General features: G+C 75.0%; 18 protein-coding genes. 3 read left to right on the top strand and 15 right to left on the bottom strand.

Annotation, left to right across the window (positions count from 1 at the left end; genetic code table 11):
• Nucleotides 1-53: 53 nt before the first annotated feature.
• Both AB0B83_RS18915 and AB0B83_RS18910 read right to left on the bottom strand, forming a co-directional pair.
• Nucleotides 54-1655 carry an MFS transporter gene (locus AB0B83_RS18915; protein ID WP_357579286.1) on the bottom strand — a complete coding sequence of 534 codons (1602 nt, stop codon included), beginning with the start codon at nt 1653-1655 and terminating at the stop codon, nt 54-56.
• A gap of 30 nt (nt 1656-1685) precedes the next feature.
• The gene (locus AB0B83_RS18910; RefSeq protein WP_132238236.1) at nt 1686-2354 is read right to left on the bottom strand and encodes a DUF899 domain-containing protein; all 669 of its coding nucleotides are present in this window, start codon (nt 2352-2354) and stop codon (nt 1686-1688) included.
• A 385-nt stretch (nt 2355-2739) separates the two neighbouring features.
• On the opposite strand from AB0B83_RS18910, the gene AB0B83_RS18905 reads away from it, so the two are divergent.
• Nucleotides 2740-6204 carry a BTAD domain-containing putative transcriptional regulator gene (locus tag AB0B83_RS18905; protein WP_357579285.1) on the top strand — a complete coding sequence of 1155 codons (3465 nt, stop codon included), beginning with the start codon at nt 2740-2742 and terminating at the stop codon, nt 6202-6204.
• 118 nt (nt 6205-6322) lie between these two features.
• Here the strand turns inward: AB0B83_RS18905 and AB0B83_RS18900 are convergent, their stop codons facing one another.
• The 3 genes from AB0B83_RS18900 to AB0B83_RS18890 all read right to left on the bottom strand — a co-directional run bounded on the left by AB0B83_RS18900 (nt 6323) and on the right by AB0B83_RS18890 (nt 10273).
• Nucleotides 6323-6736 (bottom strand): SgcJ/EcaC family oxidoreductase, encoded by a 414-nt coding sequence (locus tag AB0B83_RS18900; RefSeq protein ID WP_132238240.1) that lies wholly within the window; start codon nt 6734-6736, stop codon nt 6323-6325.
• Between the two features lie 66 nt (nt 6737-6802).
• Nucleotides 6803-7195: a hypothetical protein gene (locus AB0B83_RS18895; RefSeq protein WP_357579284.1), complete on the bottom strand. Its 393-nt coding sequence runs from the start codon at nt 7193-7195 to the stop codon at nt 6803-6805.
• Between the two features lie 78 nt (nt 7196-7273).
• Nucleotides 7274-10273, bottom strand: a complete 3000-nt coding sequence (locus AB0B83_RS18890; protein ID WP_357579283.1) for a hypothetical protein — start codon at nt 10271-10273, stop codon at nt 7274-7276.
• A 346-nt stretch (nt 10274-10619) separates the two neighbouring features.
• Here AB0B83_RS18890 and AB0B83_RS18885 point away from each other — a divergent pair, with 346 nt between their 5' ends.
• Nucleotides 10620-11969: an acyltransferase gene (locus AB0B83_RS18885; protein WP_357579282.1), complete on the top strand. Its 1350-nt coding sequence runs from the start codon at nt 10620-10622 to the stop codon at nt 11967-11969.
• Nucleotides 11970-12042: 73 nt separating this feature from the next.
• A complete protein-coding gene (locus AB0B83_RS18880) occupies nt 12043-13431 on the top strand; it encodes an FAD-dependent oxidoreductase (protein WP_357579281.1) in 1389 nt (462 codons plus the stop codon).
• Nucleotides 13432-13731: 300 nt separating this feature from the next.
• Here AB0B83_RS18880 and tpx read toward each other — a convergent pair whose 3' ends face one another.
• From tpx to AB0B83_RS18830, 10 genes are all read right to left on the bottom strand, one after another.
• The gene (gene tpx / locus AB0B83_RS18875; protein WP_357579280.1) at nt 13732-14259 is read right to left on the bottom strand and encodes a thiol peroxidase; all 528 of its coding nucleotides are present in this window, start codon (nt 14257-14259) and stop codon (nt 13732-13734) included.
• A 177-nt stretch (nt 14260-14436) separates the two neighbouring features.
• Entirely contained in the window at nt 14437-15672 is a 1236-nt protein-coding gene (locus AB0B83_RS18870) for an MFS transporter (RefSeq protein WP_357579279.1), read from the bottom strand.
• Nucleotides 15669-17990 (bottom strand): malto-oligosyltrehalose synthase, encoded by a 2322-nt coding sequence (gene treY / locus AB0B83_RS18865; protein WP_357579278.1) that lies wholly within the window; start codon nt 17988-17990, stop codon nt 15669-15671. The genes AB0B83_RS18870 and treY overlap by 4 nt, the downstream gene beginning before the upstream one ends.
• Entirely contained in the window at nt 17990-19492 is a 1503-nt protein-coding gene (gene malQ / locus AB0B83_RS18860; protein ID WP_357579277.1) for a 4-alpha-glucanotransferase, read from the bottom strand. Before malQ ends, treY begins: the two co-directional genes overlap by 1 nt.
• On the bottom strand, nt 19473-20882 hold the full coding sequence (locus AB0B83_RS18855) for a glycogen synthase (RefSeq protein WP_357579276.1): 1410 nt from the start codon (nt 20880-20882) through the stop codon (nt 19473-19475). The genes malQ and AB0B83_RS18855 overlap by 20 nt, the downstream gene beginning before the upstream one ends.
• Entirely contained in the window at nt 20879-21613 is a 735-nt protein-coding gene (locus tag AB0B83_RS18850; RefSeq protein ID WP_357579275.1) for an HAD family phosphatase, read from the bottom strand. Before AB0B83_RS18850 ends, AB0B83_RS18855 begins: the two co-directional genes overlap by 4 nt.
• Entirely contained in the window at nt 21613-21888 is a 276-nt protein-coding gene (locus AB0B83_RS18845) for a MoaD/ThiS family protein (RefSeq protein WP_357579274.1), read from the bottom strand. The genes AB0B83_RS18850 and AB0B83_RS18845 overlap by 1 nt, the downstream gene beginning before the upstream one ends.
• Before the next feature lie 14 nt (nt 21889-21902).
• Nucleotides 21903-22676: a thiamine biosynthesis protein ThiG gene (locus tag AB0B83_RS18840; protein WP_357579273.1), complete on the bottom strand. Its 774-nt coding sequence runs from the start codon at nt 22674-22676 to the stop codon at nt 21903-21905.
• A gap of 279 nt (nt 22677-22955) precedes the next feature.
• Entirely contained in the window at nt 22956-23555 is a 600-nt protein-coding gene (locus AB0B83_RS18835; RefSeq protein WP_311413408.1) for a nitroreductase family protein, read from the bottom strand.
• 192 nt (nt 23556-23747) lie between these two features.
• Nucleotides 23748-24944 (bottom strand): M20/M25/M40 family metallo-hydrolase, encoded by a 1197-nt coding sequence (locus AB0B83_RS18830; RefSeq protein WP_357579272.1) that lies wholly within the window; start codon nt 24942-24944, stop codon nt 23748-23750.
• Nucleotides 24945-24963: the final 19 nt, after the last annotated feature.

Here is a 24963-nt window from a genome sequence, read left to right as displayed (position 1 = left end):
GGCGGCGGGCGGCGCGAGCAGGCCGGGCGGCCCGCGACGCCGGCCCCGACCCGTCAGCGCCGGGCCGACGCGGGCGTCTCGTCGGTGCCACCGGCCGGGACCGCCGGGGCATCGACGACCGGTTCCTCGGCCGCCGGGCGCACTCGGCGCAGCAGCAGCGCCGAGGCCACGGCCAGGCTCACCGCGATCACCGCGCTGACCAACCCGGCCATGTTGAACCCGCTGGTGAACGCCGCCCTGGCGGCCTCCAGCAGGGCGCTGCCGGTCTGCTCCGAGAGCTGCCCGGTCACCGCGCTCGCGCCGGCCAGCGAATCGCCGGCCGTCTCCCTGACCTGCGCGGGCAGGTCGGCGGAGAGGGCCGGGGCGATCTCGCTGCGGTAGACGGCGGTGCCGACGCTGCCCAGTACGGCGACGCCGAGCGCCACCCCCAGCTCGGTGCTCGTCTCCGACATCGACGACGCCGAGCCGGCCCGTTCGGGCGGCGCCGCCCCGATGATCAGGTCCGTGCCCAGCACGGCACCGGGACCGAAGCCGAGATAGACGATCACCAGACCGGTCACCGCGAGGCCGAGCCCACCGGCGGTGCCCACCTGGCTCAGCAGCGCGAAGCCGACCGCGGCGATCGCCATGCCGCCGGCGACCACGTAGCCCGGGGCGAACTTCTGCGCGATCATCGGCGCGAGCATCGAACCGACCAGCATGGACACCGCGTACGGCAGCATCCAGAGCCCGGCCCGCAGCGGGGAGAGGCCCTCGACCAGCTGGGCGTACTGGGCGAAGAGCAGCGCGATGCCGCCGATGGTCGACCCACCGAGCAGCATGATGCCCAGGGCCGCGCTGAAGGTCCGGTTGGCGAACAGCCGCACCTCGAGCAGCGGGCTGGTGAGGCGGCGCTGCCGCGCCACGAAGATCACGCCCATCACCACACCGGCGACCATCGCCAGGACCGGCCGGACGCCGAAGCCGTCCTTCGCCAGCTCCTTGAGACCGTAGACGAAGGGCAGGATGGTGGCCAGCGACAGCACCACGCTGAACAGGTCGAGCCGCCCGGCCTCCGGGTTGCGGTACTCGGGCAGCAGCAGCGGCGCGGCCACCAGCAGCACGACCATCACAGGTACGCCCAGCAGGAAGACCCCGCCCCACCAGAACGACTCGAGCAGCACGCCGCCGACCAGCGGTCCGATGATCGCGCCGATCATGAAGCAGCTCATCCAGAGGCCGATGGCCATGGTGCGCTGCTGCGGGTTGCGGAACATGTTGCTGATCAGCGACAGCGTGGAGGGCATCAGGGTCGCCCCGGCCACGCCCAGCAGCGCCCGGGTGGCGATCAACATCTCGGCGCTGCTCGAGTAGGCGGCGATCACCGACGCCACGCCGAAGGCCGCCGCGCCGATCATGAGCAGCCGGCGGCGGCCGATCCGGTCACCGAGGGTCCCCATGGTCACCAGGAATCCGGCGATCATGAAGCCGTAGATGTCCATGATCCAGAGCAGCTGGGCGGCGTCCGGCGCCAGGTCGGCGCTCAGCTGCGGTAGCGCCAGGTAGAGAACGTTGAGATCCAGCGACAGCAGCAGGGTGGGCAGCGTGAGCACGGCCAGGCCGATCCACTCGCGCCGGCCCGCTCTCGGTTCCGCCTCGCTCGCGTTCACATCCATCGTGGTCCTTCCTCCGTGTCGGTGCGGCGCCTAGTTGTCGTACTCGTCGTGCAGCCGCCACCAGCCGTACGGCTCCTCCTGCGGGCGTCCGTCCGGGGTGTCCTCCCAGGTCTCCTGGCGGCCGAGCGGGGTGAGGTCGAGCAGCGACCAGTTGCTGCCGAGCGCCTCGACGCCCCGCTCCGAGGTGAAGTAGGTGCGGTACACCTCGTCGCCGTCGCGCAGGAAGACGCTCAGCCCGAACGCCTCCCCCGCCTTCGTGGTGAGCCCGAGGTCGGTGTTGAAGTCGGTGCCGTGGGACGAGTACCAGGGCAGCGTCCAGCCCATCCGCTCCTTGAGCGGGGTGATCTCCGCCAGCGGCGCCCGCGAGATGAGCGCCAGGGTGGTGTCCCGGGCGTTCAGGTGGGCGGGGTGGCCGAGGTTGTCGACGAACATCGAGCACCCCTCGCAGTAGTGCGACTCGCCCGGCCTGAGCATGAAGTGGTAGACGATCAGCTGACGCCGGCCGTCGAAGATGTCGGCCAGGTTGGCCTTGCCGCCCGGGCCCTCGAAGACGTATTCCTTGTGGATCCGTGTCATGGGCTGCCTGCGGCGCTCCGCGGCCAGCGCGTCCCGGGCCCGGGTCGCCTCCTTCTCCTTGGCGAGCAGCCGCTCCCGGGCGGTGTCCCATTCCGACTGCGACACGATCGTCGGCAGGTTCATGCTGTCTCTCCATTCGTGGTCACGGACGCTCCCCTGTCCGGAAGCGGTGGCGACGGGCGCGGGCGTTCCGGCGTACCGAGGTGACGCGGGCCGTCGGCACGGACGCCGACCGGCGCCCTGGGCACGCTCCCGCGCCCGCGTCGCCAGCCCTTCCGGCCGCCTCACGGCGGTCGACCGTGACCGGCCGACCGGGGCGCGCATGCCGTCGCGTCGCGACACCCGGTGTGCCTCCCTCGCCTCGCCGGGCCGGATCCGTCGCCGGTCCCACTCTGCCGCCCACGGCTCCCGGTCCACTCCCGGTCTTCTCCCGGTGCGCTCCCGGTCGCCGCGCCGCCGCGCCGTGCCGTGACCGCCCGTCGTCGGTGCGCTGCGCTACGGTGACGCCATGCGTTTCGGGCTCCTCGGTCCGTTGGCGGTCTGGACGACGGACGGCGCACCGGTCACCGTGCCCGATCTGAAGGTTCGTGTCCTGCTCGCCGACCTGCTGGCGCACCAGGGCCGCCCCGTCCCCGTCGACCGGCTGGTCGAGGACCTGTGGGGCGAACGCCGGCCGGCCAATCCCAGCGGGGCACTACAGACCAAGGTCTGGCAGCTGCGGCGGGCGTTGAACGACGCGGAGGCCGGCGGCAGGGACGCGGTGGTGTCCCGACCGCCCGGATATCTGCTGCGCACCGCACCCGGGCAGACCGACGCCGACCGGTTCGGCGCGCTGGTCGAGCGGGCCACCGGCACGGCCGCCCCACCCGCCCGGGTCGCGCTGCTGGACGAGGCACTGGCCCTGTGGCGTGGCCCGGTGCTGGCCGACTTCGCCGACGAGCCGTTCACCCGCCCGCTGGCCGCCCGGCTCGAGGAGCAGCGCCTGGTGGCCGTCGAGGAGCGGGCCGAGGCCCGACTGCTTCTGGGCGAGCACCAACTGCTGGTCGGGGAGCTCGCCGACCTGGTGGCGCGGCACCCGTTTCGGGAACGGGCCCGCGCCCTCCAGCTGCGTGCCCTCTACCGGGCCGGACGACAGGGCGAGGCGCTGGAGAGCTACGCCCGCTTCCGCCGGCAGCTCGCCGAGGAGCTGGGCCTGGACCCGGGCCCGGAGCTGGTGGCGCTGCACCGGGCGATCCTGGCGCACGACCCGGCGCTGCTCGCCGACCAGCTCGGCTCGGGCGACCGGAGCGGCCCGAGCGGTGCAAGCGACCAGGGCGGCCCGAGCGGTGCAAGCGACCAGGGCGGCCCGAGCGGCGGGAGCGACCAGGGCGGCCCGAGCGGCGGGAGCGGCAGAAGCGGCGGGAGCGGCAGGAGCGGCCCGGGGGATCCGAGCGGCGCCGAGCCGAGCGGCGCGGACGATCCGCTGGCCCCGCCGCGCCCGGCGGGTGCGGGACGGGTGATGCCGAGGACCAACATGCCCGCCCCGCTGACCCCGCTGGTCGGGCGCGCGGAGGCCGTGCGGCACGTCCACGAACTGCTGCGCGTCGAACGGCTGCTCACCCTCGTCGGGCCGGGCGGAGTGGGCAAGACCCGGCTGGCGGTCGAGGCGGCGCACCAGCTCGTCGAGGCGTACCCGGACGGGGTGTGGCTGGTCGAGCTGGCCTCGCTGCGCCCGGACGACCCCGCCGCGCTGGCCGGGTCGCTGTTGGCGGTGCTCGGCATCCGCGAGGCCACCGGGGCCGACCGTGGGCCGACGGGCGCCCCGGCCACCCCCGCCGACCGCCTCGTCGACGTGCTGCGCGGCCGGTCCCTGCTGCTGGTCCTGGACAACTGCGAGCACGTCGTGGAGCCGGTCGCCGAGCTGGCCCAGCGGATGCTGCCCCACGCCCCGGGCGTACGCCTGCTCGCCACCAGCCAGGACCCGCTCGGCGTGGCGGGTGAGCGGGTCTGGCCGGTCCCCCCGTTGGAGCTGCCCGACCCGGAGGTCACCGAGCCCGAGGTGCTCGCCCGTTCCAGCGCGGTGCAGCTCTTCGTCGCCCGGGCAACCGCCGCCGCCCCCGGATTCGCCCTCGACGCGGCCAACGCCCGCGACGTCGCCGAGCTGTGCCGCCGCCTCGACGCGGTGCCGCTCGCGCTGGAGCTGGCCGCCACCCGGGTACGCGCGCTGGGCGTGCACGGGCTGGTCACCCGGCTGGACGATCGGTTCCGGCTGCTCTCCGGCGGCCACCGGGGCGCCCCGCCGCGCCAGCAGACCCTGCGCGCGATGATCGACTGGAGCTGGGAGCTGCTCTCCGACCCGGAGCGGGTGGTGCTGCGGCGGATCGCCGCGCACGCCGACGGCTGCACCCTGGAGGCCGCGGAGGCGGTCTGCGCCGACCCGGACCTGCCCGCCGACGAGGTGCTCGGGCTGCTCGTCCGGCTGGTCGACCGCTCGCTGGTGGTGATGACCGAGGGCGCCGGTGAGCCGCGCTACCGGCTGCTCGAGTCGGTCGCCGAGTACTGCCTGGCGCGGCTGCGCGAGGCCGACGAGGTGGCGGTGGTGCGCCGCCGGCACCGGCGCCACTACCTCGAGCTGGCGCGGCGGGCCGACGACGAACTGCGTGGGTCGGCGCAGCGGCGCTGGCTGGCGCGGCTGGACCAGGAGACGGCCAACCTGCGCCGCGCGCTCGACGGCGCGCTGGCCGACGACGACGCGGCCGGCGCGCTGGAGCTGGCGACCGCGCTGGCCTGGTACCGGTACCTGCGCGGCCGGCTGCGCGAGGCGCGCCGGTCGATCGAGGCGGCGCTCGCCGTGCCCGGTTCGGTGCCGGCCTCCGTACGGGCGGCGGCCACCTGTTGGCGGGCCGGGCTCGCCCTGCTGGAGGCCGGTGGCGACCACGCCCCGCTGGTGGCCCCGGCGTTGGCGGGCTGGCCGCCGGACGAGGACCCGGCGGGGCGGGCCCGGGCCACCTGCTTCCTCGGCCTCGCGCTGCTCAACACGGGGGACGTCACGACCAGCCAGGAGCTGGTCGACGACGCGCTGGCGCAGTTCGAGAAGCTCGGCGACCGGTGGGGGGTGGCGACGGCGCTGAGCCTGCGGGCCGGGCACGCGCAGTCCCGGGGCGACCTGGAGGCGGCCAGCCGGGACAGCGCGCGCAGCGTGGCGCTCTTCCGCGAGTTGGGCGACCGGTGGGGCCAGCTCCAGGCGTCCTTCGCGCTGACCACGCGGGCGGAGGCGACCGGCGACTACCCGGAGGCGGCCAGGCTGCACCGGGAGGGCCTGCGGATGGCCGAGGAACTCGGGCTGTGGCTGGAGGCCTCCGACCGGCTCTCCGGCCTGGGCCGCATCGCGCTGCTCAGCGGCGACTACGACCGGGCCCGGGAGTTCCACGAGCGGGCGCTGCGGCTGGCCGCCGAACAGAACTTCAAGCCCGGGGAGCTGTACGCGCAAATCGGCCTCGGGCTCGGGGCCCGCCGCGAGGGCCGGCTGGACGCCGCCGAGGAGCTGCTGCGCGGCGTCCTGGCGTGGACCCGCCAGCCGGGCCTGGACGCCGACGTGGTGCGGGCGCTGCTCCTGGCCGAGCTGGGCTTCGTCGCGGAGCAGCGCGGCGCCGCCCGCGACGCGCACGAGTTGCACGCCGAGGCGTTCGAGGTCGCCACCGCCATCGGCGATCCCCGGGCGCAGGCGCTCGCGCTGGAGGGGCTCGCCGGCACGGCGACGCTCGACGGCCGGCACGGCGACGCCGCCCGGCTGCTCGGCGCGGCGGCCATGGCGCGGGCCTCGGTGGGCGCGCCGCTGCCGGCCGGGGAACGGGGCGACGTCGACCGGATCACTCAGGCCGCGCGCGACGCGCTCGGCCCGACCGCGTTCACGGAGGAGTTCGACCGGGGCACCGTGCTGACCCCCGCCGAGGCCTACCGCTCGCTGGTGGCCGGCCTCCCCCGCCCCGCCTGAGCGGGCGGGGCTCAGCCCGGGCGGCGGTCACCCGGACGCACCCGACGCACCCCGCACCGCCCGGGGGCGGTGCGGGGTGCGGTCGGACGTCAGGCGACCCGCCGCCGCGTACGCGTCGTCAGCGGTTGGCCGTGCCCTTGGAGTTCTGGTAGGCGGCGATGCTCCACCCCCCGTCCACCCGGACCACCGTGGAGGTGGCGAGGAAGGCGCGCTCGGCGACGAACTCGGTCTCCCCCTCCAGGAGCACGCTGCCCTGGGTCACCAGCAGCGCGATGTCGTCGGTCAGGAAGCGGACGTCGAGCGGCTCGACGAGGACGTGGGTCCCCCCGTACGGCCCGGCGAACCCGGCGGCCATGTAGGAGCGGATCTCCTCCCGGCCCTTCATGTAGGCGTCACCGATGAGCGTGCCGTCCTCGACGAAGATCGCCGCGAACGCGTCGGCGTCGTTGGCCGCCCAGGCCGTCACGATGCGCCGCGCGACGTCCCGTACGGCCGTCTCGTCGCTCACGACAGCGGCATTGCCTGCGGACATGTCGTTCCTCCTCCTCGTGTCACCGGTACGCCGCGGGCGTCCGGACGTGCGGGCCGCGTGGGCGGGTCAGCAGGTGATGCGGACCTCGGGAGAGGTCACGTAGGCCATCATGTTCGGGTCCCAGACGACGGACCGGTAGCTCCGGGTGCCGCTGCCGTGGCACGGAAGTTCGAGCCGGGTCACCGACCCGGGTTCCATGTAGCGGTCCAGCACCGTCCGCCAGCCGGTGTCGGTGGATTCGTAGCGCATCAGCCAGAAGACCGCCAGGACCACGCAGTCGTTGGTCGCGACGCTCCGGACCATCACGCCGCTGGGGCTCTTCTCCGGGGTGCTCGGCGCGCTGATGCAGCTCGGCGGTTCCGCAGCCGCCGCCGCGGCGGCGACCGGGGCCGAGCCGACCGCGCCGACCGCGAGGACGACGGCCAGCGTCAGCGACAGCCATCTCGATATCGTTGCCATGTTCCTCCTCCTGTCCGGCCGGCCGGCTCCCGCACCGGGGCGCGGGAGCGGCGGCCGGCCTGCCCGTGTCGTACCGGATCACCTACTGAACCGGTACGCGTCGACGATGGTCTGGTCCAGCCGGTTGCCGTGCGAGTCGACCAGGGTGGCGCGCAGCGACACCGTCCGGGTCCCCTTGGGCGTGTGCACCACCGCGCGGTAGCCGCCGTCACGCGCCGGCACCACCGGGGCCTTGCGCCAGGTGCGGCCCCCGTCGACGGAGATCCGCACGGTGAGCTGCCGGACGCGACCCACGCGGGCCTCCGGCTGGGACATCACGGACACCGGCAGCAGGGTCACCGGCGCCCAGCGGGCGACGTTGTGGTCGTCGACCGTCGGCTTGTACCGGACGAGCCACAGCGGGAAGATCTCGTCGGCGGTGTCCGACCGGAACGTCCACGTCGCGTCCACCCGCGTCGACAGGGGGGAGTACGACGGACGGCTGGTCCGCTTCTCCACGCGGAACGTCGCGGGCCCCGGCGGCACCTCGCCCTCCAGGTTCCCGGCGCCGGAGGACGCCACCAGCCGGCCGTCGCGGTACATCCGGGTCGTCGCCGCGTCGGTCAGGGAGCCGGCCCGGTGCCCGTCCTGGTCGGAGTACATGGGGACGCCGAACCAGACGGTGTCGCCGCGCCGGCCGGCGTGACCGGCGAAGTCGAACATCGGCCCGAGCACCGACGCGTTCCACCGGTCGGCGTGCCGCTGCCCGACCTGGTACGACTGGTTCGCCTGGCCGAAGGCCGTGATCTCCTTCGGTAGCCCGTCCTCGCCCGGGACGTTCTCGCCGAAGGCGGCGCTCCACACGGTGGCACCGCCGTCCAGCAGGTGCGTCGTGCGCGCCGGCAGCCGGTACGGCAGCAGCGGAGTCAGCACGCCGACGACGCCGGGCACGGTGGGGAACATGGCCTTGGTCGCCGCGCGGCCGGTCACCTGGGCGACCATCCGGCTGTCCACCGTCGCCAGGTCGCGATCGGCCACCTTGCGCTGGAAGCCGGTGAAGAAGCCCCCCGGGCGGGTGTCGAGCAGCCCGTAGGTGTACGGGGTGTCACGGAAGTCGCCCGCCGGGCCGGGCACGGCCCAGGTGGAGTGCAGGTAGCCGGTCATCCGCTCGGCGGGCAGGTCGGGGCCGATCTGCCCGGAGCGCAGGCCGTCGAAGCCGTTGAGGGCCAGGGCGAGGGCGAACCCGGTGCCGTCCTCGGCGCGCCGGTCGAAGCCGAGGTCGACCACGGCTGTCCGCGCCTCGGGGCGGGGCACGGTGGTGCGTACCGGGGCGGTCCGCCGGGCGTCCACGGTCACCGTGGCGTCGGCGTCGAGGGCCAGTTCCGGCTGGACCAGGCGGTGCCAGGTCGAGCCGGTGTCGCCGAAGTCGACCACGTCGCCGACGAGGACGTAGCTGCCCTTCGGCAGCCGGGCGGTGGCGGTGCCGTCCTCGCCGTACAGCAACGCCCTCAGCTCGCCGGTGAGGTCCAGCACCATCGTCTCGGCCCGGCCGGTGGGCCGCCCGTCCGGCCCGAGGTGCCGGACGGTGAGCGTGTGGCTCTCGACCTCCTTCTCCACCTCGACGCGCGAGCGCACGGCCAGGTCGGGCGCGCCCGCCGGGGTGGCGGTGACGGTGCCCTTGTAGCGGCCGTCGGGCCCGTCGTGGCGGGTGTCGGCGGTGACGGTGACGCCGGCCGACCCGCCCGCCGGCACGGTCACCGTGGTCGCGTCGAGCCGCAGCGCCCCGGCGGGGGCGGGCGCGCCGTCGGGGCCGGTCAGCGCGACGTCGAGCCGCAGCTCGACGGGCCGGTCGCCGTGGTTGTGCCAGGTGAGCGTCCGCTGTTGCGGGCGGTCGTCGGCGTGTGGCCACTGCTGGACCCCGAAGGCGAGCGAGGCCGTGGCCGGGAGCACGTTGCGCCGGGCCAGCGCCGCCGCGTCGAGCGCACCGTCCACCGCGGAGGCGGCGAGGGCGGCGCGGAGCCGGTCCACGGACCAGTCCGGGTGACGCTGGGCGAGCAGTGCCGCGCCCGTCACCGTGCCGGCCGGCAGCCCGGTCGCACGCCCGGCGGCCCTGTCGTGGGTGGCGGTCGCTCCGGCAGCCCCGTCCGCTGCGGGGGCCAGCACGAGGGCCCCGGTGCGGTCGCCGATCCGTTCGATCGCCCGGCCGAGCGGGCCGGTGCCGAACTGCTCCGCGCCACCGACGCCGAGGTCGACGACGTCGGCCCGGCCGGCAGCCCACTCCAGGCCGGCCAGGATCGCCGACTCCGGGCACCGGCCGTCGTCGTCACAGACCTTGCCGTCGAGCAGCGTCGCACCGGGCACGGCGGCGGCGGTGCGGGTGCCGTGTCCGTGCCGGTCACCGGTGCTCGCGCCGGCGAAGACCTGCCGACGCGCCACCCGGGCGGCCGGCCTGGCCCGCTCGGCGTCGACGCCGGTGCTCAGCACGGCCACGGTCGGCGCGGCGCCACCCGCCGACAGAGCCGGGGGCAGGTCGGTGGGCGGCGCCGGCACGGGCGCCGGGGTCAACGGCCTGTCCAGCCAGATCCTCTCGATGCCTGCCCGCTGCTCGCGAATCGCCGACCAGGCCGAGGCGGCGTCCGTCTTGGCCACGGTCACCGCGCTCATCCCGGCTACGGCGAACCGGCCGGTCGTGCGCAGCCCCGGCCCGGTCAGACCGGCCGCGGGATCGGCGCCGCGTCGCGACACGATCAGCGGCAGCCCGGGGCTGCGGGCGTCGTCGTAGCCGGCCCGGACCAGCGCCGTGACGTCGAACAGGCGCCGGTCCAGCAGCCCGGCGGAGACCAGCGGGCGGGCGTCCTCCGGGAGGACCGTGCGGTGCCCGCCGGCGCGGTGGCTTGTGAAACGGGTGCCGGCGCGGCCCGGGGCGGCGGTCACGGTGACCCGCGCGCCGTCCGGGGAGACGGTGACCCGGTCACCGGTGATCAGGGTGACCCGATGGTCGGACTGGCTGGCGGGCGCCGGCGCGGGTTCCGCGTCTCCGCCCGCGACCGCGGGGGTCTGCTGCCCGGTGATCACCAGTACTGCCGCCAGGGCCGCCACGCCCCCGACCGCGACGGCCCTTCGGCCGCGCCCTCCGCTACCGGTTGCCGCACGTTTCTCGCCCACCCTGTGTCCCCTCCGCCGCTTCGGTCCGCCGCACGTGCGGCGGTCATCGGTGGTGCCTGGTCATCAGGGATCGTCGTCCGGCCCCTCCGGGCCCCGCATCTCCCGTCGTGCGCTCATCCCGTCGCCGGGCGCGGGGTTGCGCACGGTGGAAGGTGCGCCGGGTCCGGCGGAGCAGCACGATCCGACAGTGGAGCGGACGGACGCGCCGGGGCGCCCGGTTCTGCCGAGGCAAGGCTCAACAGATCCTTTTCGGACAGTACGGGCGCGTGAGGAGCGGACGATGACATCAGTGCGAGGGGACGCGCCGGGGGCGACATCCGCCACCGGCGAGCGGGCCCGACCGAGGATCTTCTTCCCCGAGCTGGAGGGCATGCGCGGGGTCGCCGCCGTGATGGTCATGCTGACCCACATCGCGCTGACCACGGGCTTGATCGCCTCCGACATGTACGGCGCGGCCGGCAACCCGGTCGTCGGACCGATCTTCAACACCATGGACGTCAGCGTGCCGATCTTCTTCGTCCTCTCCGGACTGGTGCTGTACCGGCCCTTCGCGCTGGCCACCCTCACCGACCGGCCGCCGATGGCGCTGAAGCCGTACTTCTGGCGGCGGGCCCTGCGGATCCTGCCGGCGTACTGGGTGCTGACCGTGACGGCGCTGCTCGTGCTCAACGCCGACGCCGTCACCGGGCTGTGGCACGTGCTGCGCTCGCTGCTCGTGCTGCACGTCTACCAGCCGAACGCGATGCCCACGGGCATGGAGCAGACGTGGAGCCTCGCGACCGAGGTCGCGTTCTACGTCACCCTGCCGCTGCTGGCCTGGGCGTTGCGCCGCTGGGCGGTACGCGCCGCCGACCCGGGGGCCCGCGCGAGGCGGCTGCTGGTGCCGCTGGGCGCCCTGGTGCTGACCGGCGCCGGCTTCGCCGCGTACCACCACCTGCCCTCGATGGGTGCCTTCCCGATTCAGCACCTCTGGCCGACCGAGTACGTGGGCTACCTGGCGGTCGGCATGATCCTGGCGATCCTCTCCGCCGTCGCCGAGGTGGCGCCCGAGCGGACGCCGGCCGCGTACCGGTTCCTCATCCGGCACCCGGGCGCCGCGTGGATCGGCGCGGCGCTGGCGTACGCGGCGGCCTGCTCCCCCCTGGGCGGCCCGAACGAGATGAACTACCCGCCGCTGGGCTCGGCGATGGTCGACCACGTCCTCTACCTGGCCATCGCCCTGCTGCTGGTGGCGCCGCTGACCCTGCCGGCGGGCCGTCCCGGCTACATGCGGGCGGCCCTGTCCAACCCCGTGCTGCGCTTCCTCGGCCGGATCTCCTACGGGGTCTTCCTCTGGCACGTGTTCTACCTGTGGATCTACTTCGGAACGACCGGCACGCCGCTGGGCACCGGCAACTTCTGGCTCGTCACCGCGGCGGTGGCCGGTGCCAGCGTGGTGACGGCGACGCTGAGCTTCTACCTGTTGGAGCGCCCGGCGATGGGGCTGCGGCCGTGGTTGGGTCGGGCGCCCGTGGACCCGGGGGCCCAGGCGCCGAGCACGGTACGCGAGCAGCTCCCGGCCGGCCGCGAGGCGGCGCAGCGGGAGCCGCGCGGCACCGAGCCGGCCGCCCCCGCAGTAGCGGCCGAGTGAGAGCGACCGCAGACCGGCACCCCCTGTACCGGGCGGGAGGTCCGCCCGGCGGCGAACCGAGAGGAACCACACGATGAGCGACACCGCGAGAGGCCGGGCCGTCGTCCTCGGCGCGAGCATGGCCGGGCTGTTCGCCGCCAAGGTGCTCGCCGAGGCGTACCGGGAGGTGGTCCTGGTGGACCGGGACCGGCTCGCCGACGCGACCGAGGTGCGCCGCGGGGCACCGCAGGGGCGGCACCTGCACGGCCTGCTCGCCCGGGGTCAGCAGGCCATCGAGGAGCTGCTGCCCGGCTTCACCGACGAGGCGACCGCGGCCGGCCTGCGCTCGGGCGACCTCGGCACCCGGATCCGCTGGTACTTCAACGGCCACCGGCTGAAGCCGGCGGAGACCGGCCTGCTGGTGGTCGGGGGTTACCGGCCGGGCATCGAGGCGCTGGTGCGGCGCCGGGTGCTGGCCCTGTCGGGGGTGCGGCTCGTCGAGGACGCCGACGTCGTCGCCCCGGTCGCCACCGCCGACGGCAGCCGGATCACCGGCGTACGGATCCACCACCGCGGCGCCGACGCCGCCGAGGTGATCGACGCCGACCTGGTGGTGGACGCCACCGGCCGCGGCTCCCGGACGCCCACCTGGCTGACCGAGCTCGGCCACGGCCCGGTGCCGGAGGAGCGGATCAAGATCGGGCTCACCTACACCAGCGCGCGCTTCCGCTTCTCCCACGACCCGTTCCACGGCGACGTCTCGATCAATCCGGTGGCCACCCCCGCCCACCCTCGCGGCGCGTTCCTCGCCACGCTGGGCGGCGACACCGGGCTGCTCTCGCTCACCGGCATCCTCGGCGACGAGCCGCCGACCGACCGGGAGGGCTTCCTGGCGTACGCGGCTTCGCTGCCCGTGCCCGACATCATCGACGCCATCCGGGACGCCGAATTCCTCGATGAGCCGGCCTCGTTCCGGTTCCCGGCCAGCGTCCGGCGCCGCTACGAGCGGGTGTCCCGGCTGCCGGAGGGGCTGCTCGTGGTCGGCGACGCGGTCTGCACGTTCAACCCGGTGTACGGCCAGGGCATGACCGTCGCCGCCCTGGAGGCGCTGATCCTGCGCCGGCACCTCGCCGGCGGTGGGGCGCCCCGGCCTCGGGCCTTCTTCGCCGACATCTCCCGGCAGCTCGACGCGCCGTGGGAGGTCGCGGCCGGCGGCGACCTGGCGCACCCGCGGGTGGAGGGTCCGCGCCCGTTCAAGGTGCGGATGGCCAACGCCTACATCGCCCGGGTGCACGCCGCCGCCACCCGGGACAGCCGGGTCACGGACGCCTTCCTGCGGGTGGCCGGGCTGATCGACCCGCCACAGGCGATCATGCGTCCCTCGGTGATGCTGCGCGTGCTGCGGGCGGGCGGGCAGCCGGCCGGCTCCGTCGCCACCCCGTCCGGCCCGGTGGCCCGTCCCCCGGCGCGCGACCGCGGCTGAGGCGGGTCCGCGCCCGCGGAGGCCGCTCCCCCACACGCACTACGGCCCGTCGTGCCATGCACGCACGACGGGCCGCATCCGGTGGACGGAGGTGGGGACGCCGCCGGTGGCGCACCTGACGGGGACGCAGCCGGCGCGCGCACGTGCCGGGAAGCGCGAGAGCAGGGCCCGGCGCGGGCACGCGCACATGGCCGCGAGCGGGCGCAGGCCTGGTGGCGGACAGGGTCACGCGGTGACCACGACGCATCGACGTCGTGGTCACCGCGTTCGCGTGCTGGCGGGTGGCGACCCCGGGGCGGGTCAGCGGGACGACGCCTTCCTCGCCGCGGCGACCGCCTCCTCGTAGCGCGGGTGCTCGCCGACCTCGCGCACGTACTCGACGTGCACGACGCGGTCCTCGGCGTCGACCACGAAGACCGCCCGGGCGAGCAGCCGGAACTCCGCGATCACCACGCCGTAGGCAAGCCCGAAGGACAGGTCGCGGTGGTCCGAGGCCGTCCGGACCCCCTCGATGCCGGCGTTGCCGCACCACCTGGCCTGCGCGAAGGGCAGGTCCACGGAGACGGTCAGCACGCTCACCCCCGGCAGGGCGGCGGCCTCCTCGTTGAACCGCCGCGTCTGCTGGTCGCAGACGCCGGTGTCGAGCGACGGCACCACGGACAGGATCCGCACCGTACCGGCCGACGAGGCCAGGTCGACCGGCGAGAAGTCGTTGGCCAGCGCGGTGAAGGCCGGCGCGGGATCGCCCACGCGCACCTCCGGCCCGAGCAGCGTGACCGGGCGACCCCGGAACGTCGTGACGCCGGCACGTTCCAACGCGACTGTCATCAGGTTCTCCTAGCGTCCAGCGGGAGGTGGCGGGTCGGCCGGCACCGGCGTGACCCAGCGGGTACCGGCGGCCCCAGGGGCGCGGCCGGTACCGGGCGGTACGCCGGCCCGCGCCGCACTCAGCATCGTCCGCCGCGCCCGACGGCCGCACCTTCGCACGTGCCGCCTCGCGCCGGGTCAGCGCACCGCGTCGGCGTGCTCGGGGGCGGTGGCCGACGCTTCGGCCGGCGGCCGGCGGCGCAGCATCGGCACCGGGATCAGCGAGACGACCCCGGCGGCGACCGACAGCACCACGTAGTTGGTGGTCGCCAGCACCACCCCGGCCACCACGCTGGCCACGGCCGAGGCGGCCCACACGAGGGCGTCCACCCGGCCCTGCACCGCCCGGCGCGCGGCCGGGGTCAGCGCCTGGGTGAGCAGGGCGCTACCGCCGACGAAGGTGAGGTTCCAGCCCCAACCGAGCAGGAAGAGCGAGACCACCAGGCGGGTGAGGCCGCTGCCGTGGGCCGCCGGCCACGACGCCACCACGACGGAGGTGACCAGCAGGCCGATGCCCATCAGGATCGCGGCCCGACCGCCGAACCGGTCCGAGAGGTAGCCGGAGAGCGGCGCCAGCGCGAACATGCCGATCATGTGGCCGCTGAGCACCACGCCCACCGCCGTGAGGCCGTGGTGGTTGCTGCTCATGTGCAGCGGCGTCATGGTCATCAGGGCGACCATGGCCAACTGCCCGGCGATCATGGACACCAACGCGACGGACACCACCGGGTGCCGCCACACCTGCGCCGGGGTCGGATCGTTGGCGCCCTGCCGGGCCGCCGTCCGCGACCGGGGCATGGCGGCGGAGGCGAGCACGCAGACGCCGGCCGCCAGCAGGGCCACGAGGAACGGCCCGGCCAGGTCCGGCAGCCCCAGCCGGTCGGCGACGTCGGCGCTCGGATCCATCAGGTTGGGCCCGAAGACCGCCCCGACGGTGCCCGCCCAGACGATGATCCCGACGGCCAGCCCCTGCCGGCGGGGCGGGTACAGGTCCGCCGCGCAGTACCGCGACAGCTGCGCCCCGCCGTTGCCCACCCCGAGCAGCACCATGCCGAAGATCAGCAGCAGCACCTGCCCGGAGGCCACGGCGGCGCCAGCCACCGCCGCGCCCACGATCGCGACCAGGTAGCCCAGCGACAGCGCGGAACGGGTGCCCCGACGCGCCATCAGCGCGGCCAGCCAGAGCGTGCCGGCGGCGGTGCCCAGCACGCCGGCCGCGTTCGGCACGCCGCTCCAGAGCTCGGTCAGTTCCTCCGCGCCGATAAGCGTGGACGCCGTGCTGGCCCCCACCATGGAGGTGTTGGTGGCGGCCACCCCACCGAGCAGGGCCGCCATCGACCGTCGCCGGCCGGTGGTTCCCACGTCGACGCTCATGATCCTCTTTTCTTGACGAGCAGTGCCACCGGCAGGCGGCCGAACAGGTCCTCGACGCGGGGCGCCGGCGTACGGACCGGCGCGCCGGTGAACACGTCCACCCAGCCGTCGGCGTCACCGGGCAGGGGCACCACGGTGTCGGCCCAGCCGCCCCGTTCGGCGAGCCCCACCGGCAGCCGGGTGGCCAGCGCCACGACGCCGTCGTCACCGCCGCGCGAGAAGCCGATGAGGTGCTCCGCCGCGCCACCCTCCGCACGGACCGGGCGGTAGCCGCGGAACAGCCCCGGACTGTCCCGGCGCAGCCGCAGCACCCGGGAGGTGACCAGCAGCTTGGCCGCCCCCGTGTCGTCGACCCGCGGCGTCCGCCCCGCGTCGATCTCCGCCAGCAACCGCCGGCGGGCCGCGAAGTCGACCGGACGGCGGTTGTCCGGGTCGACAAGCGAGTAGTCCCACAGCTCGGTGCCCTGGTAGACGTCGGGCACCCCGGGACCGGCGAGCTGGAGCAGCTTCTGGCCCAACGAGTTCGACCAGCCGGGCGGCGCGATCCGGTCGACGAAGGCACGGACCTCCGCCGTGAGGGCCGCGTCGGCGAGCACCCGGGCGGGCCAGCTCGTGACGCCGTCCTCGTAGGCGAGGTCGGGATCGTGCCAGTTCGTGCGCACCCGCGTCTCGCGGGCGACCTTTAGCAGGTAGGCGGAGAGCCGCTCGGGGCCGATCGGCCAGGCGCCGAGCAGGGTCTGCCACGCCAGCGGTTCGAGCAGGGGGTCGCCCAGCGGCTGCCGGGCGGACCAGCGGCGGAAGCGCTCGGCGTACGCCTCCGGCAGCTCGCTGAGCACCGCCAGGCGGGCCCGTACGTCCTCCGAGCGCTTGGTGTCGTGGGTGGACAGCGTGGTCATGGTGGCGGGCCAGCCGGCCTCCCGGGCCGCGTTCGCCGCGTGCAGCTCACCCGGCGACACCCCGAACCGGCCCGGGTCGACGCCCACCTCGTTGACCGCGACCAGGCTGTTGTGCCGGTAGATCGCGGTGTCCTCGACGCCCTTGGCCATCACCGGGCCGGTCGCCTGCTGCACCCGCACCGCGAGCGGGCCGGTCGGCCGGGCGACCATCTCGTCCCGGACGGCGGTGAGGATCCCCCGCAGCGCCGGCCGACGCCGGGCTGCCCGCTCGACCGCCTCGTCCAGCGCCCAGCGGTGCTGCGGGAGATAGGACCGGTAGACGGGAAACTCCACCAGCAGGGCCCGGACGGCGGCCGCGCGCTCGGCCGCCGGGCAGCGGGGCAGCAGCGCCGCGACGAGCGCCTCCACCCGTCGCGCCTCGGCGACCAGCATCGTCGCGACGACCTGCTCGCGCGCCTCGCGCACGACGTCGGCCAGCGCGGTGCCGGTCAGGCCGGCCGCCTCGGTCAGCCGCTGCCGGCCCGCCGGGGCCACGAAGACGCCCGAGATCTCGGCCAGCGCGTCGTAGCCCGTGGTGCCGTCCACCGGCCAGCCCGCCGGCAGCTCCTCGCCGGCGCCCAGCACCTTCTCCACGACGATCCACGCTCCGGGCGCCGCGGCCCGCAGCCGTCGCAGGTAGCCCGAGGGGTCCGCCAGGCCGTCCGGGTGGTCGACGCGCAGCCCGGTGACCTGCCCCTCCCGTACCCAGCGCAGCGTCTCGGCGTGCAGCGCCCCGAACACCTCCGGGTCCTCCGTGCGCAGGCAGGCCAGCGTGTCGATGTTGAAGAACCGGCGGTACGTCAGGTCGGCCGCCCCCCGGCGCCAGGACACCAGCCGGTAGTGCTGCCGGCCGTGCACCTGCGCCACCGTGCCGTGCCCGGTGCCGGGCGCCAGCGGGAAGCGGTGCTCGTGGTAGACCAGCGAGTCGTCGGCGAGCTTCAGCTCCCCCTCGGCCGCCGCGCCGCCGTCGCCGTCGTCGCCCAGCACGGGCAGCAACAGCGGCCCCGCCGACCAGTCGACGTCGAAGAACCGGGCGTAGCGGGACTCCGGCCCGTGCCGCAGCACGTCCCACCACCACGGGTTGGCCGCCGCGTCGGCGACGCCCATGTGGTTGCAGACCACGTCGACCACGAAGCCGAGCCCGGCCTCGGCGAGCCGGCGGGCGAGCGCGAGGCGCGCCCGCTCGCCGCCCCGGTCCGGGTCGGCGCGCGTGGGGTCGACCAGGTCGTAGCCGTGCGTCGAGCCCGGCGCCGCGGCGAGCAGCGGGGAGGCGTAGAGCGCGCCGGCACCGAGGTCGACCAGGTAGTCGGTCAGCGCGACGGCGTCGGAGAGGCCGAGATGGGGGCCGAACTGGAGCCGGTACGTGGAGCTCGGGCCCGCCATCAGCCGGTGAACCCCCTGGCCCGTCGCGTGGACGCCCGCCGGTCCCGGCCGTACGTCTCGGTCAGCCGGCGCAGCCGGAACTCCAGGCCCGGGGTCAGCGCCTCCGCCCGGAACCGCCACCGCCAGCTCCCCTCCGCCTGCCCCGGGACGTTCATCCGGGCCGCCGGGCCCAGCTCCAGCACGTCCTGCAACGGCAGGACGGCGAGCTCGGCCACCGACGCGAAGACCGCCCGCGCCATCGACCGGCAGATGCCGTCCGGCACGCCCCCGAGGTAGCGCTCCACCCGCAGCCGCTGGTCGGCGCTCGACTCCTCCCACCAGCCCAGTGTGGTGTCGTTGTCGTGGGTTCCCGTGTAGGCCACGCAGTCGGTCGGGTAGTGGTGCGGCAGATGCTGGTTCTCGTCGCCGGCGAAGGCGAACTGGAGCAGCCGCATGCCCGGGATGCCGGCGTCGATGCGCAGCTGCTGCACCTCCGCCGAGGCGGGCCCCAGGTCCTCGGCCAGCATCACCACCTCGCCGAGTTCCTTGCGGATGGCCTGGAACAGCGACGGGCCCGGCCCGTCGCGCCAGCGCCCCGCACTCGCCGGACGGCCCACCGGCACCGCCCAGTAGCGCAGGAAGCCCCGGAAGTGGTCGAGCCGGATCATGTCGTACAGCTGGGTCATCCGGCGGATCCGGTCGACCCACCAGGCGTACTGGTCCTGCGCCATCAGCTCCCAGCGGTAGAGCGCGTTGCCCCAGACCTGGCCGTCGGCGCTGAACTCGTCGGGCGGGAACCCGGCCACGGCGGTCGGGTGGCCCCCCGCGTCCAACTGGAACAGCTCCGGCGCCGCCCACGTCTCGCAGCTGTCCGTGCCGGCGAACATGGCCACGTCGCCGATCAGCTCGATGCCGAGCCGGCGGGCGTGGTCGCGGACGGCGGTGAAGTGCGAGGCGAACAGGTACTGCTCGAACCGGTAGTAGTCGAGGCGGTCCCGCTCGGTGTCGTCGAGCCGGGCCAGCGCGTCCGGGTCCCGCCGGGCCAGCGGCGCCGGCCAACTCGTCCACGGCCCGCCGTGCCGCTCCCGCAGGGTCATGTAGCGGGCGTAGTCGTCCAGCCACCACGCCTGTTCCCGGGCGAACGCCTCGCTGTCGGCAGTCGGCGTGAAGGCGGCGTACGCCCGGGCCAGCAGGTCGGCCTTGACAGCGCCCGCCGCCGGGTAGTCCACGGTGTCCGGCGGCAGCGCCGGCACGTCCGCGAGGTCGGCGGCGGTGAGCAGGCCCTCGTCGCGCAGCCGCTCGACGCTGACGTAGAGCGGGCTGCCGGCCAGCGTGGAGCTGGCCTGGTACGGGCAGCCGTCCGCGCCGACGGGGTTGAGCGGCAGCATCTGCCACACGCTCTGCTCGGCGGCCGCGAGGAAGTCCAGCCACTCGATCGCGGCCGGCCCGAACTCACCCACCCCGAACCGGCCCGGTAGTGAGCTGGGATGCAGCAGGATCCCGCTACGTCGGTTGACCGGCACCCGAGTCGTCCTCCCGTCCTGTCCCGTGCGCCGGCGCGCGCACGTACAACTGCTCGTACCGCTCGGCGGCCTCGTCCCACGAGAACCGGGCCCGCATGCCGCGCTCCCGCAACCGCGCCCACGCCTGCCGGTCGGCCCAACGCGCGACCACCTGCGCGATCAGGTCGACCAGGTCCGGCGCGCGGTAGCCGTCGAACGAGAAGCCGAGCCCCGTCGCGGCGACCGTCTCCGCCATGCCGCCGACCCGCCGCACCACGGGCACCGACCCGTAGCGCAGCGCGATCAGCGGCGCCAGCCCGCACGGCTCGAACCGGGAGGGCGCCAGGAAGGCGTCCGAGCCGGCGTACGCCAGCCGGGCGATCGCCTCCCCGCTGTCCGGGTGGTAGGCGACGTGCGGGTAGTAGCGGGCGGCGCGGCGGAACGACCGCTCGTACTCGGCCCCGACGCCGACGACGACGAGTTGCAGGCCGAGGGCGGCGATCTCGTCGATGCCCTCCAGCAGCAGGTCGACGCCCTTCTGGTCGACCAACCGGCCGACGAAGGCGAACAGCGGTATTTCCGGATCCGTCGCCAGGCCGCTGCGCTGCTGGAGCGCGCGCTTCGCCACCGCCTTGCCCGCGAGGTCGTGCACGTCGAAGCGGGCCGGCAGGTGCGGGTCCGTGGCGGGGTCGAAGTCGTCGTAGTCGACCCCGTTGCGGATCCCGTGGTAGTCCCCGCCCCGGGCCCGCAGCAGCCCTTGCAGCCCGACCCCGTGCGCGGGGGCGAGGGTCTCGTCCCGGTAGCGGGCGCTGACGGTGGTGACCGCGTCGGCGTACCGGATGCCCTGGGCCAGCAGGTTGCCGGTGCCGTAGCGGGTCAGGTCCAGCTCGTCGGCCTTGTCGTGCGGGAACAACCCCTGGTAGGCGAGGTTGTGGATGGTCATCACGGTCCGTGGCGACGCGTCGAGGGCGCGCAGGTACGCCGGGACGTGCCCGACGTGCCAGTCGTTGCAGTGCACCGCGTCGGGCGGGCTCGCCGACCGGGCCGCCAGCTCGGCGACCGCCCGGGAGAACAGCACGAAGGACGACAGGTGCTTCTCCACGTACCCCTCGGGCCGCTGCCAGTCGGGATGCTGCGGCGTCCGCAGGGTGAGGTACCGGACGCCGTCGTGGTCGCCGAGGTCGTCGACGGTGAACTCGGCGCGCGCCGAGCCCGCCGCGACCGCCACCGTGCCGACCCGGCGGCCGTCCGGCAGCCCCGCGTAGCCGGGCAGGAACAGCCGTACGTCGTGCCCCCGGCCGGCCAACGCCCGGGGCAGGGCCCGGGCGACGTCCCCGAGACCACCCACCTTGACCAGGGGCGCCACCTCGGAGGTGGCGAAGAAGACCCGCAGCGGGCGGCCGGCGCTCACGCCCGCGTCCCCGACAGCGTGGCCGGCCCCGCGACCGTGGACAGGCTCGCGATCGGGGCGCCGGCCAGGCGCAGCTCGACCGCGCCGGCGGCCCGGGCGACGCTCAGCGCGGCGAGGTCCGGCGCGGTCCAGGTCGCCCCGGCGGCCCGCAGGGCCGGCGCGTCGCCGACGCCGACGGTCACCGCCCCGGCGGACGAGGCCGCGCGGACGCCGCTGGGGGCGTCCTCGACGACCAGGCAGTCCGCCGGGGCCAGCCCGAGCCGGCGCGCCGCGAGCAGGTAGCAGTCCGGTGCCGGCTTGCCGCGCGCCGTCTCGCCCCAGGTGACCATGGCGTCGAAGGCCGCGGCGACGCCCAGGTGCGCCACCACCCGCCGGGCCCGGCGCGCGGAGGCGCCGGTGACCAGCGCCAGCCGGACACCGGCGCCGCCGAGCGTCGCCAGGATCTCCCGGGCGCCCGGCACCTCGACGAACGCGAGGTCGGTCTCGGCGACCCGCACCCGGCGCAGGATCTCCTCCCGCGTGTCGGGGTCGAGGTCGCCGAAGAGCGCCGAGACCGAGTGTTCCGGGGAACAGCCGAGCACGTCGTCGCGGATCGCCGACGCGGACAGCGCCCGATCGTGCTCGGCGGCCAGGCCCCGCCAGAGCGACAGGATGGCCTCGGTCGAGTCGATCAGGACGCCGTCCAGGTCGAACAGCACACCGGCGAAGACGGGGACCGGTCCGGACGCCATCAGCCCCCCGCCACGGCGGGCAGGATGGTCAGCGAGTCGCCGTCGCTCAGGCGGGAGTCGAGCATCCCGCTGGTGCGCACGTCGACGTCGTTGATGTAGAGGTTGACGAAGCGGCGCAGCTGCCCGTCCTCCCCCATCACGCGGCTGCCCAGCCCCGGGTGCCGGGCCTCGAGGTCGGCCAGCACCTCGGCGACGGTCGAGCCGTCCGCGGTCACGTACTTGCTGCCACTGGTGTAGTTGCGGAACACGGTCGGGATGCACACCTCGACGGCCATGGTCGGCTCCTCGGTCAGTAGGGGATCTCGTCGCCGGGCATGGCGCCGGCCAGGTACGACAGCCGACCGGCGTCCACGGCGTGCTTCATCGCCTGCGCCATCAGCATCGGCTCCCGGGCCTTCACCAGGGCGGTGTTGACCAGTACCGCCGCCGCCCCGAGCTCCATCGCCAGGGTGGCGTGCCGGGCGCTGCCCAGGCCGCCCTCGACGACCACCGGAATGTCGACCGTGTCGATGATCTGGCGGATCGGGCCGGGGTCGGGGATGCCGTGGCCGGAGGCCACGGGGGCGCTCATCACGCGCAGCGCCGAGCAGCCGAGCGCCGCCAGCTCCTTGGCGGTCGCGAGGTCGGGCAGGATGAACGGCATGACCTCCCAGCCCTGCTCGCGCAGCTGGGCGGCGACCTCGACGGTGGCCCGGTTGTCCGGCTCGTTGGTCCGGCCGCGGACGTCCAGCTTGAACACGGTGATGCCGTAGGCGTCGTGCAGGATGTTGACGGTCTTCCACGCGCTGTCGGCCGACCGGGCGAACGAGGTCGTGCCGATCCACAGGTACTGCTCGATGGGGATCTCGTCGGCCAGGTCGGACAGCAGGAGACTCGAACGGTTGTTGTCGGGGTCCACGGTGGTGATGAAGACCTGCGAACCGGTCGCCTCGAGCACCTGGCGGATCACCGACGGCGACGTGTACTGCTCGATACCGACGAGCAGGCGCGAGGTCAGCTCCGTGTCGCCGAGCCTGACCCACGCGTCCCGGAGGCCAGCGACCTCCATCGAATCCACGGACATGTACACCCTTTCTGGTCGAGCCGGGCACGACCGGCGGCGGGAGCGTCAGCCCGGGCCAGGGTGGGGCGGGGGCGGGGCCCCCGAAGCCCGCCAAGACCCGGACGCACCGCCGGCCGGCGAATCACCGATCGGTCCGTCACAGGAGTTGCGAAAAGAATCTTGGTTGCCACGGCGCAGCGCGGCATCTTCCAACGTGCGGCACTTCATGACACGCGGATCATTGATTGTTTACGACAACGGTGATATTCGGCCGGCCCGCGTCGGCGCGGAGAAGGGCCGTCACCGCCGGATCAGGACCTCCGGCAGCGGCTTGCGGACCAGGTCCGGCACCGTCGCGTCCGGCGCCGGATAGCCGACCGGCATGACCAGGTACGGGCGCTCCTCCGGCGGCCGTTCGCACACCTCGTTGAGGAAGCGCATCGGGCTCGGCGTGTGCGTCAGGGTGGCCAGGCCGGCGTGGTGCAGCGCCGTGATCAGCACGCCGACCGCGATGCCGACGGACTCCTTGACGTAGTAGGGCTTCGGGGACCGGGGGCCCTGGTGCACCTCGAACACCACGATCACGACCGGCGCCACCTCCAGGAAGGGCTTGTGCCAGTCCGTACCGATCGGGGCGATCGCCTCCAGCCACTGCGCCGACGCGCGCCGGGCGTAGAACTCGCGCTCCTCGGCCTCGGCGGCCTCCCGCAGCCGGCGCTTGCGGGCCGCGTCGGTGACCACGACGAACCGCCACGGTTGCAGGTTCGCGCCGCTCGGCGCGGTCGCCGCCGCGCGGATCGCCTCCTCGATCACCTCCATCGGCACCGGCTGCGGCGAGAAGTGCCGGATGGAGCGCCTGGCGGCCATCCGGTCGGCGAAGGTACGCGCGTTGTGCACCATGTCCCCCGCCGCCGCCAGCGGCGAGTCGGGTCCGGGGTCACCGGTCATTCCAGCCATGAACGCCTCCCGCGTGATCGACGGATCCAGCATCGCCCAACGGTGCCGGGCGCGTTTTCGCAACCGTGCGGAACTTCGACCGCCGGCCGCCGCCCGGGGCGGGTGGGCGGGACGCCGCGCGGGCGGGTGGGCGGCTCACCCGTCCGTCGACGAGCCCTGCCCGGCGGGTACCGCGCCGAGCGGCCGGTGCTCCTCGGCGGCTTCGGCCGGGCCGGGCGTGGCGAGGAGGCGGGCCGTCAGGGCGGCCAGCAGGGCGCTGCGCTCCGGCATCCGCGCGACGTCGACGTACTCGCCACGCGCGTGCGGCAGGCCCCCCACCCCACCCAGACCGTCCAGGGTGGGTACGCCGAGGGCGCCGGTGAAGTTGGCGTCGGAGGCGCCCGGGGCGGCGACGCCGCGGACGGCCGGCAGCCCGAGGTCCACCGCCACCGACTGCGCGACCCGCAGCAGCGGCGTCGACACGGAGGCCGGCAGCGGGTACCGGTTGATCCCGCCGCTGACGGCCAACCGCGCGTCGGGCAGTCGGGGGGTCAGCTCGCGGACCAGCCGGTCCACCCGGTGCAGTTCCTCGCGGGTCCAGGCGCGCACGTCGACGCAGAGGACCGCGGACTCCGGCACCACGTTCGTCATCGTGCCGGCGGTGAGGGCCGTCGGGGTCACGCTCGTCTCCCCCGCGGCGAAGGCCTGCACGGCGAGGACGTGGTGCGCGAGTTCGACCCCGGCGTTGACGCCCCGGTGCGGTTCGACGCCGGCGTGCGCCGCCCGGCCCCGCACCGTGATCCGGTAGACGGAGCCGCCCTTGCGCGCGACCTTCAGGTCGCCGCCCTCGGTGCTCGGCTCCCCGACCAGCACCGCCCCCGAGCGCCGGGCCTGCTCCTCGATCAGCGGCCGGGAGGTGGCCGACCCGCTCTCCTCGTCACAGGTGAGCAGCAGCCCCACCCGCGAGGTGTCCGGCAGCAGTTCCAGCGCGGTGAGCATCTGCACGATCCCGGCCTTCATGTCGCAGACCCCGGGCCCCGTCGCGGTGCTTCCGGTGATCGTGAACGGCCAGTCCCGGATGGTGCCCGCCGGCCAGACCGTGTCGTAGTGGCCCAGCAGCAGCACGCGTTGGTCGGGGGCCGCCCAGAGCAGGTGCGGCAGTCCGTCGAGGACCACACGACGCCCCCGCCGGCCCAGCGCGGCGTCGCCCCACGCCTCGAGCAGGTCGGCGCAGGCGGCCAGTTCCCGACCCCGCCCCGGCGGCGACTCGCAGGTCACCAACCGGCGCAACCGCGCCGTCATCACCGCTGCCCGGGCCTGCGCCCCACGCCGAAATACATCGACATCCACCATGGTCTGATGGTGGCATCGC

Source organism: Micromonospora sp. NPDC049060, from assembly GCF_040649055.1.
Taxonomy (GTDB): domain Bacteria; phylum Actinomycetota; class Actinomycetes; order Mycobacteriales; family Micromonosporaceae; genus Micromonospora; species Micromonospora reichwaldensis.
This window is presented reverse-complemented; position numbering and strand designations above follow the sequence as displayed.

Bases quoted from the DNA above. Each gene is read 5' to 3' on its own strand.
- AB0B83_RS18915 (WP_357579286.1), bottom strand. From the start codon at position 1,655: ATGGATGTGAACGCGAGCGAGGCGGAACCGAGAGCGGGCCGGCGCGAG.
- AB0B83_RS18910 (WP_132238236.1), bottom strand. From the start codon at position 2,354: ATGAACCTGCCGACGATCGTGTCGCAGTCGGAATGGGACACCGCCCGG.
- AB0B83_RS18905 (WP_357579285.1), top strand. From the start codon at position 2,740: ATGCGTTTCGGGCTCCTCGGTCCGTTGGCGGTCTGGACGACGGACGGC.
- AB0B83_RS18900 (WP_132238240.1), bottom strand. From the start codon at position 6,736: ATGTCCGCAGGCAATGCCGCTGTCGTGAGCGACGAGACGGCCGTACGG.
- AB0B83_RS18895 (WP_357579284.1), bottom strand. From the start codon at position 7,195: ATGGCAACGATATCGAGATGGCTGTCGCTGACGCTGGCCGTCGTCCTC.
- AB0B83_RS18885 (WP_357579282.1), top strand. From the start codon at position 10,620: ATGACATCAGTGCGAGGGGACGCGCCGGGGGCGACATCCGCCACCGGC.
- AB0B83_RS18880 (WP_357579281.1), top strand. From the start codon at position 12,043: ATGAGCGACACCGCGAGAGGCCGGGCCGTCGTCCTCGGCGCGAGCATG.
- tpx (WP_357579280.1), bottom strand. From the start codon at position 14,259: ATGACAGTCGCGTTGGAACGTGCCGGCGTCACGACGTTCCGGGGTCGC.
- AB0B83_RS18870 (WP_357579279.1), bottom strand. From the start codon at position 15,672: ATGAGCGTCGACGTGGGAACCACCGGCCGGCGACGGTCGATGGCGGCC.
- treY (WP_357579278.1), bottom strand. From the start codon at position 17,990: ATGGCGGGCCCGAGCTCCACGTACCGGCTCCAGTTCGGCCCCCATCTC.
- AB0B83_RS18850 (WP_357579275.1), bottom strand. From the start codon at position 21,613: ATGGCGTCCGGACCGGTCCCCGTCTTCGCCGGTGTGCTGTTCGACCTG.
- AB0B83_RS18845 (WP_357579274.1), bottom strand. From the start codon at position 21,888: ATGGCCGTCGAGGTGTGCATCCCGACCGTGTTCCGCAACTACACCAGT.
- AB0B83_RS18840 (WP_357579273.1), bottom strand. From the start codon at position 22,676: ATGTCCGTGGATTCGATGGAGGTCGCTGGCCTCCGGGACGCGTGGGTC.
- AB0B83_RS18835 (WP_311413408.1), bottom strand. From the start codon at position 23,555: ATGGTGCACAACGCGCGTACCTTCGCCGACCGGATGGCCGCCAGGCGC.
- AB0B83_RS18830 (WP_357579272.1), bottom strand. From the start codon at position 24,944: ATGGTGGATGTCGATGTATTTCGGCGTGGGGCGCAGGCCCGGGCAGCG.